The sequence below is a fragment of the Streptomyces sp. NPDC042336 genome (assembly GCF_055581985.1).
The window spans coordinates 315,067-327,732 of the sequence record NZ_JBVJEA010000009.1 but is presented as its reverse complement, the minus strand read 5'-3'; the positions used below and the strand labels follow the sequence as shown (position 1 = coordinate 327,732).

8 protein-coding genes and 1 pseudogene are annotated in these 12,666 nt (G+C 71.6%); 5 read left to right on the top strand and 4 right to left on the bottom strand.

Features of this window, described 5'->3' with window-relative positions:
- The 4 genes and pseudogenes from ACZ6IM_RS21735 to glgB all read left to right on the top strand — a co-directional run.
- A pseudogene (locus ACZ6IM_RS21735) lies at positions 1-430 on the top strand (alpha-1,4-glucan--maltose-1-phosphate maltosyltransferase); the annotation flags it as partial.
- Positions 427-2,127 carry a maltose alpha-D-glucosyltransferase gene (treS, locus tag ACZ6IM_RS21730; protein ID WP_469558275.1) on the top strand — a complete coding sequence of 567 codons (1,701 nt, stop codon included), beginning with the start codon at positions 427-429 and terminating at the stop codon, positions 2,125-2,127. The pseudogene ACZ6IM_RS21735 and the gene treS, both read left to right, overlap by 4 nt.
- Before the next feature lie 105 nt (positions 2,128-2,232).
- Positions 2,233-3,627, top strand: a complete 1,395-nt coding sequence (locus ACZ6IM_RS21725) for a maltokinase N-terminal cap-like domain-containing protein (RefSeq protein ID WP_052840609.1) — start codon at positions 2,233-2,235, stop codon at positions 3,625-3,627.
- A 40-nt stretch (positions 3,628-3,667) separates the two neighbouring features.
- Positions 3,668-6,103 carry a 1,4-alpha-glucan branching enzyme gene (glgB, locus tag ACZ6IM_RS21720; protein ID WP_469558271.1) on the top strand — a complete coding sequence of 812 codons (2,436 nt, stop codon included), beginning with the start codon at positions 3,668-3,670 and terminating at the stop codon, positions 6,101-6,103.
- Between the two features lie 3 nt (positions 6,104-6,106).
- Here the strand turns inward: glgB and ACZ6IM_RS21715 are convergent, their stop codons facing one another.
- The 4 genes from ACZ6IM_RS21715 to ACZ6IM_RS21700 form a co-directional block, all read right to left on the bottom strand.
- Positions 6,107-8,374, bottom strand: coding sequence for a HelD family protein (locus ACZ6IM_RS21715; RefSeq protein ID WP_469558268.1), 2,268 nt, complete (start codon positions 8,372-8,374; stop codon positions 6,107-6,109).
- 143 nt (positions 8,375-8,517) lie between these two features.
- Positions 8,518-8,832: a thioredoxin gene (locus ACZ6IM_RS21710; RefSeq protein ID WP_052840921.1), complete on the bottom strand. Its 315-nt coding sequence runs from the start codon at positions 8,830-8,832 to the stop codon at positions 8,518-8,520.
- 11 nt (positions 8,833-8,843) lie between these two features.
- Complete coding sequence (locus ACZ6IM_RS21705) at positions 8,844-9,242, bottom strand: MerR family transcriptional regulator (protein WP_052840611.1); 399 nt, start codon at positions 9,240-9,242, stop codon at positions 8,844-8,846.
- Between the two features lie 153 nt (positions 9,243-9,395).
- Complete coding sequence (locus ACZ6IM_RS21700) at positions 9,396-10,790, bottom strand: cation:dicarboxylate symporter family transporter (protein ID WP_052840612.1); 1,395 nt, start codon at positions 10,788-10,790, stop codon at positions 9,396-9,398.
- A gap of 154 nt (positions 10,791-10,944) precedes the next feature.
- Here ACZ6IM_RS21700 and ACZ6IM_RS21695 point away from each other — a divergent pair, with 154 nt between their 5' ends.
- On the top strand, positions 10,945-12,615 hold the full coding sequence (locus tag ACZ6IM_RS21695; protein ID WP_052840613.1) for an ATP-binding protein: 1,671 nt from the start codon (positions 10,945-10,947) through the stop codon (positions 12,613-12,615).
- Positions 12,616-12,666 lie beyond the last annotated feature (51 nt).

Below are 12,666 nucleotides of genomic sequence, written 5' to 3'. Positions count from 1 at the left end.
GAAATACCAGCTCAAACCCCGCGACTGGGCCCGCGCCGAACGCGAGGGCACCACCATCGCCCCCCTCATCACCCGCCTCAACACCATCCGGCGCGAGAACCCGGCTCTCCGCCAGCTGCGCGATCTGCACTTCCACCCGACGGACAAGGAGGAGGTGATCGCCTACTCGAAGCGGCAGGGGTCGAACACGGTTCTGGTGGTCGTCAACCTCGACCCCCGCCACACCCAGGAGGCCACGGTCTCGTTGGACATGCCGCAACTCGGCCTGGACTGGCACGAGTCGGTGCCGGTGCGTGACGAGCTGACCGGCGAGACCTACCACTGGGGCAGGGCCAACTATGTGCGCCTGGAGCCGGGCCGTACGCCCGCGCACGTCTGCACGGTTCTGCGACCGTCCCACCCGCAGATCGGAGGGTCACCCATCACATGATCGTCAACGAGCCCGTGCCGGACACCTTCGAGGACACCCCCGCCAAGGACCGCGATCCCGACTGGTTCAAACGAGCCGTCTTCTACGAGGTCCTCGTCCGCTCCTTCCAGGACAGCAACGGCGACGGCGTCGGCGACCTCAAGGGCCTCACCGCCAAGCTGGACTACCTGCAATGGCTGGGCGTGGACTGCCTGTGGCTCCCGCCCTTCTTCAAGTCACCGCTGCGCGACGGCGGCTACGACGTCTCCGACTACACCGCCGTCCTGCCCGAGTTCGGCGACCTCGCCGACTTCGTGGAGTTCGTGGACGCCGCCCACCAGCGCGGCATGCGCGTGATCATCGACTTCGTCATGAACCACACCAGCGACCAGCACCCGTGGTTCCAGGAGTCCCGCACCAACCCGGACGGGCCGTACGGCGACTACTACGTCTGGGCCGACGACGACAAGCAGTTCCAGGACGCGCGGATCATCTTCGTCGACACCGAGGCGTCCAACTGGACCTACGACCCGGTGCGCAAGCAGTACTACTGGCACCGCTTCTTCTCCCACCAGCCGGACCTCAACTACGAGAACCCGGCCGTGCAGGAGGAGATGATCTCCGCGCTGAAGTTCTGGCTGGACCTGGGCATCGACGGGTTCCGCCTGGACGCGGTGCCGTACCTCTACCAGGAGGAGGGCACCAACTGCGAGAACCTCCCGGCCACGCACGCCTTCCTCAAGCGGGTGCGCAAGGAGATCGACGCGCAGTATCCGGACACGGTGGTGCTGGCGGAGGCCAACCAGTGGCCGGAGGACGTCGTCGACTACTTCGGCGACTATGCCGCGGGCGGCGACGAGTGCCACATGGCCTTCCACTTCCCGGTCATGCCCCGCATCTTCATGGCGGTCAGAAGGGAGTCGCGCTACCCGGTCTCCGAGATCCTCGCCAAGACCCCGGCGATCCCGTCCGGCTGCCAGTGGGGCATCTTCCTGCGCAACCACGACGAGCTGACCCTGGAGATGGTCACCGACGAGGAACGCGACTACATGTACGCGGAGTACGCCAAGGACCCGCGCATGCGCGCCAACATCGGCATCCGCCGGCGCCTGGCACCCCTCCTCGACAACGACCGCAACCAGATCGAGCTGTTCACCGCCCTGCTGCTGTCCCTGCCCGGCTCGCCGATCCTCTACTACGGCGACGAGATCGGCATGGGCGACAACATCTGGCTCGGCGACCGCGACGCGGTGCGCACCCCCATGCAGTGGACGCCCGACCGCAACGCCGGCTTCTCGTCGTCCGACCCCGGGCGCCTGTTCCTGCCCACGATCATGGACCCGGTCTACGGCTTCCAGGTGACCAACGTCGAGGCGTCCATGGCCTCGCCGTCCTCGCTGCTGCACTGGACCCGCCGCATGATCGAGATCCGCAAGCAGAACGTGGCCTTCGGCCTGGGCACCTACACCGAGCTGCCCTCGTCGAACCCGGCGGTGCTGGCCTTCCTGCGCGAGTACGGGGACGACCTGGTGCTGTGCGTCCACAACTTCTCCCGGTTCGCGCAGCCCACGGAGCTGGACCTCAGCGCCTTCGGCGGACGCCATCCGGTCGAACTGTTCGGCGGGGTCCGCTTCCCGGCGGTCGGCGACCTGCCGTACCTGCTGACCCTGGGCGGTCACGGCTTCTACTGGTTCCGGCTGCGCAAGGACGCCGCCTAGGCCCAGGGCCCGTCCGGCCCCACCCCGGGCGGGGCGGTTTCCGCCGCTCCGCCCGGGGCACGCATCAGTAACCACCCCGACGATCCGGGGAAAGGACGCGACGTCATGTCGGAAGCCGTCATACGCACCGATACGAGCCCGCCGGGCCTCCTTGCGTCACTCGATCCACTGCTTCGCGAGTGGCTGCCACGGCAGCGCTGGTTCGCCGGCAAGGGGCGCCCGGTCACCGGCTTCTCACTGGTCGCGGCGACCGAACTGCTCCCGGCCGACTCCCGCCTCGGCCTCCACCACGTACTGGTCCGCGCCCACCAGCGCCACACGGCGGCCGGTGGCGCGGCCGAGGAACCCGGCGACTGCTACCAGCTCCTGATAGGCACGCGCGAGGCGCTGCCGCCCCGGCTCGCGCCCGCGCTGATCGGACATGTGACCGAGGGCCCGGCGGCCGGACGCACCGCCTACGACGCCCTGTACGACACCCGCCCCGCCGAGGTTCTGCTGGAGGCGCTGCGCACACGGGCCCGCGTCGGCGGGCTGCGCTTCGAGCGGGCACCTGGCCAGGACATCCGCACCGGGCTGGTGCCGCGGCTGATGACCGCCGAGCAGTCGAACTCGTCGGTCGTGTACGGAGATACGTTCATCCTCAAGCTGCTGCGGCGGATCGTGCCCGGCGTCAATCCCGACCTGGAGCTGCCGCTGGCCCTGGCCCGCGAGGGCTGCCCCCGGGTGCCGGCACCGGCGGGATGGATGGTGGCGGACCTGGCGGGCCGGTCCTGGGTGCTGGGCGTGCTCCAGCCCTATCTGCAGGGCGCGGCCGACGGCTGGGAGCTGGCGCTGCGCGAGCTGGCCAAGGGCGAGGACTTCGTCACCGAGGCCCGGGCGCTCGGGCGGGCCACCGCCGAGGTGCACACGGCGCTGGCCCGCGCGCTGCCGACCGTCACCCTCGGCCACGCCCAGGCGCGGCAGCTCGCCGACGGCATGATCGAGCGTCTGGAGGAGGCCGCCGGGGCCGTGCCCCTGCTCCGGTCGTACGCGCCCGCACTGCGGACGGCGTTCACGGCGCTGGCGGACCTGGCCGCCGAGGGCCGTTCCTGGACCGCGCAGCGCGTCCACGGCGACCTGCACCTCGGCCAGTGCCTGCGCTCCCCCGACGGCGAGTGGTCACTGATCGACTTCGAGGGGGAACCGGCGAAACCCCTGCCCGAGCGCCGGCTTCCGCAGCCGGCGGTGCGGGACGTCGCCGGGATGCTGCGCTCCTTCGACTACGCCGCCCACTCGGCCGAGGTGCGCGTGCCGGGCTGGGCCGAGTCCTGCCGGGCCGCGTACTGCACCGGGTACGCGGAGGCCGGCGGCCGGGACCCGCGCACCGATCCGGTGCTGCTGCGCGCCTACGAGACGGACAAGGCGGTCTACGAGGTCCTGTACGAGGCCCGGCACCGTCCCGACTGGCTCGCGGTGCCCATGGCGGCGGTGCGCCGCCTGTCCGTGCCCGAGCCCGCATGACGCCCCCGCCCGCTCCCACTTCGCCCAGGAGGCTCCTCCCGTGACCCCCCGCCCCTCGTCCAGCGGCCCCGAACCGAAGAAGACGACCGGGAAGAAGACAGCCGGGAAGGAGACGGCCGGGAAGGAGACGGCCAAGCCCACGAAGAAGGCCGCCGCCAAGAAGACCGTCGCCAAGAAAGCCGTCACGAAGAAAGCCGTGACGAAGAAGACCGTCGCCAAGAAGACGGTCGCGAAGAAGACCGCGTCCCGGCAGGAGGCCGCCGTCGCCTCGCCGAAGGCCGAGGTCGCCGTCTCCCCCGCGCTGGACACCGGCGACCGGGAGCGGCTGCTCGCCGGCACGCACCACGACCCGCACGCGGTGCTCGGCGCCCACCGGGTGCCCGGCGGGGTCGCGTTCCGGGCCTTCCGGCCGTACGCCCTCGCGGTGACCGTGCTCTCCGGAGAGCTGCGGCTGGAGCTGCACGCCGACGGGGACGGGTTCTTCTCCGGTCTCGCGCCGCTGGAGGAGGTCCCGGTCCACCGGCTCCTCGTGGCGTACGAGGGGACGGTCCAGGAGGTCGAGGACCCGTACCGCTTCCTGCCCACCCTGGGCGAGCTGGACCTGCACCTGATCGGCGAGGGGCGGCACGAGCAGCTGTGGCAGGCCCTCGGCGCGCACCCGACCACGCACGACGGGGTGGCGGGCACCCGGTTCGCGGTGTGGGCGCCGAACGCGCGCGGGGTGCGGGTGGCCGGCGGCTTCAACTTCTGGGACGGCACCGGTCACCCGATGCGCTCGCTCGGCTCGACCGGGGTGTGGGAGCTGTTCCTGCCCGGGGTGGGCGCGGGCGAGCTGTACAAGTTCGAGATCACCCGGCCCGACGGCTCCCGCACCTTCCGCGCCGACCCGCTGGCCCGCCGGACGGAGGTGCCTCCCGCCACCTCCTCCGTGGTGCACACCTCGGACTACACCTGGGGCGACGAGGAGTGGCTGGCCCACCGCGCGGACGCGCCGGCGCACGAGGCGCCGCTGTCGGTGTACGAGGTCCACCTGCCCTCCTGGCGCCCCGGTCTGACCTACCGCGAGCTGGCCGAGCAGCTCCCCGCCTACGTCGCCGACCTCGGCTTCACCCACGTCGAGCTGATGCCGGTCGCCGAACACCCCTTCGGCGGTTCCTGGGGCTACCAGGTCACCGGCTTCTACGCGCCCACGGCCCGGCTCGGCGACCCCGACGACTTCAAGTACCTGGTCGACCGGCTGCACCGGGCCGGGATCGGGGTGCTGATGGACTGGGTGCCGGCCCACTTCCCGCGCGACGACTGGGCGCTGGCCGAGTTCGACGGCCGCCCGCTGTACGAGCACTCCGACCCGCTGCGTGCGGCGCATCCCGACTGGGGAACGCTGGAGTTCGACTTCGGGCGCCGGGAGGTGCGCAACTTCCTGGTGGCCAACGCCGTGTACTGGTGCGAGGAGTTCCACATCGACGGGCTGCGCGTGGACGCGGTGGCCTCGATGCTGTACCTGGACTACTCGCGCGAGCCGGGCCAGTGGACGCCGAACGAGCACGGCGGCCGGGAGAACCTGGACGCGGTGGCCTTCCTCCAGGAGATGAACGCGACGCTGTACCGGCGGGTGCCCGGCGTCGTGACGGTGGCGGAGGAGTCGACGGCCTGGGACGGGGTCACGCGGGCCACGCACCACAAGGGGCCGAGCGGCTTCGGCGGGCTGGGGTTCGGGCTGAAGTGGAACATGGGGTGGATGCACGACTCGCTCGAGTACATGAGCCGCGAGCCGGTGCACCGCAAGTACCACCACGGCGAGCTGACCTTCTCCATGGTGTACGCGTACAGCGAGAACTACGTGCTGCCGATATCGCACGACGAGGTGGTGCACGGCAAGAAGTCGCTGGTGTCGAAGATGCCCGGCGACTGGTGGCAGCAGCGGGCCAACGAGCGGGCGTACCTCGGCTACATGTGGGCCCACCCCGGCAAGCAACTGCTGTTCATGGGCCAGGAGTTCGCCCAGGGAGCGGAGTGGTCGGAGGCGCACGGTCCCGACTGGTGGCTGCTGGACCCGGAGTACGGGGCGGCGGCCGACCACCGGGGCGTGCGCGACCTGGTCCGGGACCTGAACACCGTCTACCGGGCCACGCCCGCGCTGTGGCGGCGCGACACCCACCCCTCCGGGTTCGCCTGGGTGGTCGGGGACGCGGCCGAGGACGACGTGCTGGCGTTCCTGCGCCTGGACGCCGACGGCACCCCGCTGCTCGCGGTGTCGAACTTCGCCCCGGTGGTCCGCTCCGGCTACCGCCTCGGCGTTCCCGACGACGTCCCGGCCTGGCACGAGGTGCTCAACACCGACGCCGCCCGGTACGGCGGCGGCGACGTGGTCAATCCGGACCCGGTCAAGCCGGAGGCCCAGGGATGGCACGGCCGCCCGGCGAGCATCCGGCTGACCCTGCCGCCCCTGGCGACGGTGTGGCTGCGTCCGGCCTGACCGTCACCCGGCGTCGGCCAGTCCCTTCGGCAGCGGCTCGCTGTGCAGGACGCCGAGGTGCTGGGTGGCGCGGGTGAGGGCGACGTACAGGTCGCTGGTGCCGTAGCGGCCGGGCTCGACGACCAGGACCGAGTCGAACTCCAGGCCCTTGGACTGGCGCGGGTCCAGGAGGACCGTCCGGTGCGTCAGGTCCGGCTCGGCGCCCGCCGTCACGCCGTCGAGCCGGGCCGCGAGCGCCCGGTGCAGCTCGCGCGGGGCGATGACGGCGAGGCGGCCTTCCTCGGGGGTCAGCTCCCGGGCCGCCTCGGCGACGGCGGAGGGGAGGTCGCCGGTGGCGCGGACCCAGGGGCGCACGCCCGTCGAGCGCACCGAACTCGGCGGCGCGAACTCCGGGTCCTCGGCGCGGACCACGGCCGCCGCGAGGTCCATGACCTCTGCCGGGGTGCGGTAGTTGACGCCCAGGCGGGTGTGCTCCCAGCGGTCCTCGACGTACGGGGCGAGGATCTTCGACCAGGAGCCGACGCCGGCCGCCTCCGCGGTCTGCGCCGGGTCGCCGACCAGGGTCATCGAGCGGGTCGGGCAGCGGCGCATCAGCAGCCGCCAGGCCATCGGGGACAGCTCCTGCGCCTCGTCCACGATGATGTGCCCGAACGCCCAGGTGCGGTCGGCCGCGGCGCGTTCGGCGGCGCTGCGGTGGTCGTCCTCCTCCTGGCGCTCGGCGAACCGCTCGGCGTCGATGATGTCGTGCGCGGACAGGACCTCGGCGTCCTCCTCGTCCTTGTCCTCGAACTCGTAGGTCCGGGACGCGTACGACACGTCCAGCACGCCCTGCGCGTAGGCGATCTGCTCCTCGCGCTCGCGTTCGGCGCGGGAGCGGGCGATCCGGTCGTCCACGCCGAGCAGTTCGGCCGCCTCGTCCAGCAGGGGCACGTCGGCGACGGTCCAGTGCCGGGTGACCGGGCGGCGGACGGCGGCGGCGTCCCCGGCGGGCAGGAAGGCCTCGGGGGCGGCGAGGAAGTCGGCGACCAGGCGCTTCGGGGTGAGCCGGGGCCACAGCTGGTCGATGGCTGACCAGACCTCGGGGTTCTCGGCGAGTTCGTCGCGGATCTGGGTGATGTCGCTGGGGTCGAGGAGGTTGGTGCCGTCGTAGGGGTCGGTGCCGATGCGCTCGGCGACCATGTCGGTCAGGGTGTTGAGGATGTGGCCCTCGAAGTGCTCGCGGGCCGCGTTGTGCGGCAGCTTGGCGGCGCGGGTGCGCTCGCGGGCGACGTTGACCAGGTCGTCGTCCAGCATGAGGATCTCGCGGTCGTGCTCGATCGCGATGACCGGGTCGGGCAGCGCCTGCCGGTCGCGGACCACCTCGGCGAGCACGTCGGCCATGCCGGCCCGGCCCTTCACGGCCGCCGCCTCGGGGGTGTCCGTCGCCCTCGCCTTCACCCCGGGGAACAGTTCGCCGACGGTGGCGAGGAGCACGCCGGTCTCGCCGAGCGAGGGCAGCACCTCGCCGATGTAGCCGAGGAAGGCCGGGTTGGGGCCGACGATGAGGACGGCGCGCTTGGCGAGCAGTTCGCGGTGCTCGTAGAGGAGGTAGGCGGCGCGGTGCAGGGCGACGGCGGTCTTGCCGGTGCCGGGGCCGCCCTCGACGACCAGGACGCCGCGGTGCGGGGCGCGGATGATGCGGTCCTGGTCGGCCTGGATGGTCTGCACGATGTCGCCCATGCGGCCGGTGCGCGCCGAGTTCAGCGCGGCGAGCAGCACGGCGTCGCCGGAGGGGTCCTCGTGGCCGGTGCGCCTCTCGTCGCCGAGGTCGAGGATCTCGTCGTGCAGCGCGGTGACCGTGCGGCCCTCGCTGGTGATGTGCCGGCGGCGGCGCAGCCCCATCGGGGTGTGGCCGGTGGCCAGGTAGAAGGGGCGGGCGACACCGGCCCGCCAGTCGATGAGGACGGGGGTGCGTTCGGCGTCGTCGGCGCGCAGGCCGATGCGGCCGATGTGGTGACCCTCCCCTGAGGTGAGGTCGATCCGGCCGAAGCAGAGGGAGCCGTCCACCGCGTTGAGCGCGGCGAGCAGCCCGGAGCGCTCGGCGACCAGGATGTCCCGCTCCAGACGGGCCTGCTGGGGGGTGTTGCCCTGGGCGAGCGCGTCGGTGACGGAGGTCTCGGCGTCGCCGCGCAGCGCGTCCACGCGCGCGTACAGTCCGTCGATGAATTCCTGCTCGTGCAGCAATTCATCGTCCGGAAATTCGGTGTTTGACAATTCCACTCCCGGCCGCATATACTGTGCCTACTGAACTTCTTCGCGACCTCATTTACCTGAAGTCACGAATCAACGAATATACGCAGAGAAATCCCCCGAGCGCAATTGCTCGGGGGATTTCTCGTGGGCCGATCCGTCGCCGGCTCCGGGTGCCGGGCCGGTCAGAGCACGTCGGCCAGTTCCTCCAGGAGCCGCCGCTTGGGCCGGGAGCCGACCATCGACTTCACCGGCTCACCCCCGCGGAACACCATGAACGTCGGCATCGACAGCACTTTGTAGGCGTTCGTGGTCGCCGGGTTCCGGTCGACGTTCAGCTGCACCACCCGGAGCCGGTCTCCCTCCTCCTCGGCCAGGGCGCCGAGCACCGGCGCCATCTGCCGGCACGGCGGGCACCAGTCGGCGGTGAACTCCACCAGCACGGGCAGCTCCGACCCGATCACCTCGGCCGCGAAGTCCGCGTCCGTCACCTCGGGCACCCCGTTGCTCGTCATCCGTGTCCTCCCAGTTCGCACTTGGGCTCCGGGCCCCCCGGAGCCGCCGCCTCGGCCCGCGTCAGCTGCGCGGCGACCTGCGCGCGCACCGCCGTGAGCTGCTCGATCAGCGTGTCCAGCTCGGCCAGCTTGCGCCGGTAGACCACCAGGGACGCCGGGCAGGAGTCGCCCTCGGGATGCCCGGCGCGCAGGCACTCCACGAAGGGGCGGGTCTCCTCCAGGTCGAACCCGAAGTCCTGGAGGGTCCTGATCTGCCGCAGCAGCTTCAGGTCGTCCTCGTCGTAGGTCCGGTAGCCGTTGCCACCCCGCCGTGCGGGCAGCAGGCCCCGCGACTCGTAGTACCGCAGCGTCCGCGTGGTGGTCCCGGCGCGTGCGGCCAGCTCGCCGATTCGCATACGGACGAACGTAAGCCTTGACGCGGACGTCAAGGCAAGAAGCCCCGCGCCCGGGGAGGGCGCGGGGCTTCTTCGGGGGGACCGGGCGGCTGAGAAACGGGGGGAGCACCTCAGCCGCCCGGGGTGTGCGGGCACACCCGGAGCGGGCGGGTGTCAGGCCCTCGCCAGCTCCTTCTCGCCGCCCTGTTCGGGCAGGTCCGGCGTGTCCTCGTCGTCGGCGGCGCCGTGTCCGTCGTCCAGGAGGGTCTTCTCGTCGAACGGGACCCGGCCGGCCAGCACCTCGTTGACCCGGTCCTTGTCGATCTCCTTGGTCCAGGTGCCGATGAGGACGGTGGCGACGGCGTTGCCGCCGAAGTTGGTCAGGGCGCGGGCCTCGCTCATGAAGCGGTCGATGCCGACGATCAGGCCGATGCCGTCCACCAGGGCGGGCTTGTGCGACTGCAGGCCGCCGGCCAGCGTCGCGAGACCGGCGCCGGAGACACCGGCGGCACCCTTGGAGGCGACCAGCAGGAAGAGCAGCAGCGGGATCTGCTCACCGATCGACATCGGCGTACCCATGGCGTCCGAGATGAACAGCGAGGCCATGGTCATGTAGATCATGGTGCCGTCGAGGTTGAACGAGTAGCCGGTCGGGACGGTGATGCCGACCACCGGCTTGCTGACGCCCAGATGCTCCATCTTCGCGATCAGGCGCGGCAGCGCCGACTCGGACGAGGACGTGGACAGGATCAGCAGGAACTCCCGGCCCAGGTACTTGAAGAGCGAGAAGACGTTGATCCCGGCCACCACGCGCAGCAGCGTGCCCAGCACCAGGAAGAGGAAGAGGACGCAGGTCACGTAGAAGCCGAGCATCAGCACGGCCAGGCTCTTGAGGGCGTCGACGCCCGCCGAGCCGGTGACGGCGGCGATGGCACCGAACGCGCCGACCGGGGCCGCCCACATGATCATCGCCAGGACACGGAAGACCAGCCGCTGGATGTGCTCGATGCCGCGCAGGACGGGCTGCCCGGCGTTGCCCATGGCCTGCAGGGCGAAGCCGCAGAGCAGGGCGATCAGCAGGGTCTGCAGCACCTCGCCCGCGGTGAACGCCGAGACGATCGTCGTCGGGATGATGCCCATCAGGAAGTCGACGGTGCCCTTGGCCTCCGCGTCGACCTGCGCCTGGCCGGTCTCCTTGACGGCGTCGGTGACCGCGAGGCCGGTGCCCGGGTCCAGGATGTTGCCGACGATCAGGCCGATGGCGAGCGCCACCAGCGACATCACCAGGAAGTAGACCAGGGCGATACCGCCCACCGCGCCGACCTTGGCGGCCTTGCGGACGGAGCCGATGCCCAGCACGATCGTGCAGAAGATGATCGGCGAGATCATCATCTTGATCAGGTTCACGAAGCCGGTGCCGAGCGGCTTCAGCTCGGTGGCGAAGTCGGGGGCGGCCAGACCGACGGCGATGCCGAGGGCGACCGCGATGATCACGGCGATGTAGAGATAGTGCGTGCGGTCGCGCTTGGCTTTGGGTGCGGCAGGTGCCGTAGCGGCTTCGCTGGTCACGGCGGCCCTCCTTGACGACGTCGTCGGCATCACCGGCGTGCGGCTCACGTCCGGGGGTGTGTTTCGGGGACGGGGTGACTATCTCCCGGCGTGTGAGCGCGGTCACCCTTGCGTTCATTTAGTTCACAATCCAGCCAGGAGGGAGACTGGCGGCATGCACCTCCGCGTCCCGAGACCCCGCAGCCTGGCGGGGCAGCTCTTCGCCATGCAGGCCGTGCTGATAGCGGTCGTCGTGGTCGGGTACGCACTGTTCACCTACATCAGCGACCGGGGGCAGGCGGAGGAGGCGGCCGGGCGCCAGGCCAGGGCGGTGTCGCTGGCGATCGCCGACTCGCCGTCCGTCGCGGAGGCGATCCGCACCCCGGACCCCACGGCGCGCCTCCAGCCGTACGCGGTGCGGGTCATGCGGGACACCGACGTGGACTTCGTGACGATCATGAATCCGCGGGGCATCCGCTGGACCCACCCCGAACCGAAGGAAATCGGCCATCCCTTCCAGGGCCACATCGAGCGCGCGCAACGGGGCGAGACCTTCACCGAGACCTACTCGGGCACGCTCGGTCCCTCGGTCCGGGCGGTCACGCCCGTCGTGGACGACGGCCGGATCGTCGGCCTGGTCAGCGCCGGGATCAAGGTCGAGGAGATCAGCAAGCGGGCGCAGGAGCAGCTCACGGCCCTGACCGGGGTGGCGTCCGGGGCGCTGCTGCTCGGTGCGGTCGGTACGTACGTGATCAACCAGCGGCTGCGCCGGCACACGCACGGGATGAACGCGGACGAGCTGAGCCGGATGCACGACTACCATCAGGCGGCGCTGCACGCGGTGCGGGAGGGACTGCTGATGCTGGACGGGCAGTACCGTGTCGCGCTGATCAACGACGGCGGACGGGAGCTGCTCGGCGTGCGCGGTGACGTGGTCGGCGCCTCGGTGGCGGACCTGGGGCTGCCCTCGCAGCTGACGGGGGCGCTGCTGGCGTCGGAGCCGCGGGTGGACGAGGTGCACCTGGCGGCGGAGCGGGTGCTGGTGGTGAACACCTCGCCGGTCTCCGGGGGCGAGCGCCGGGGCACGGTGGTGACGCTGCGGGACGTGACGGAGCTTCAGTCGCTGACGGGCGAGCTGAACTCGGAGCGGGGTTTCACACAGGCGTTGCGGTCCCAGGCGCACGAGGCGGCGAACCGGCTGCACACGGTCGTCTCGCTGATCGAGCTGGGACGGGCCGAGGAGGCCGTGGAGTTCGCGACGGCGGAGCTGGAGCTGGCGCAGGCCCTCACCGACCAGGTGGTGGCGGCGGTGAGCGAGCCGGTGCTGGCGGCTCTGCTGCTGGGCAAGACGGCGCAGGCCAACGAGCGGGGAGTGGAGCTGGTGGTGTCGCAGGACAGCCGACTGGACGACGGACTGCTGCCGCCGTCGCTGCCCGCCCGGGACCTGGTGACGATCCTGGGCAACCTGGTGGACAACGCGGTGGACGCGGCGCAGGGCGCGGTGCCCTCGCGGGTCACGGTGGCGGCGTACACGCAGGACGCCGGGCGCCCCGGTCCGGAGCTGGTGCTGCGGGTGTCGGACACGGGTGCCGGGGTCGATCCCGCCCACGCCGACCTGGTCTTCCAGCGGGGCTACTCGACCAAGCAGGCCGGAGAGGGCGGACGCGGCCTGGGCCTCGCACTGGTCCGGCAGGCGGTGCGGCGGCACGGCGGCACCCTGGCCGTGACGGAGGCGGAGGGCGGCGGCGCCCGCTTCGAGGCCCGGCTGCCGCTGGGCGATGCCGGGGGCGGCGGGGCGACACCGGCCGCCTCGGTGGGCAGACCGGGCGCCGGGGGTGCGGTGTGACACGGCAACGGCCCGTACGGGTCGTCCCGGTCGGCGTGGACCACCGGGACG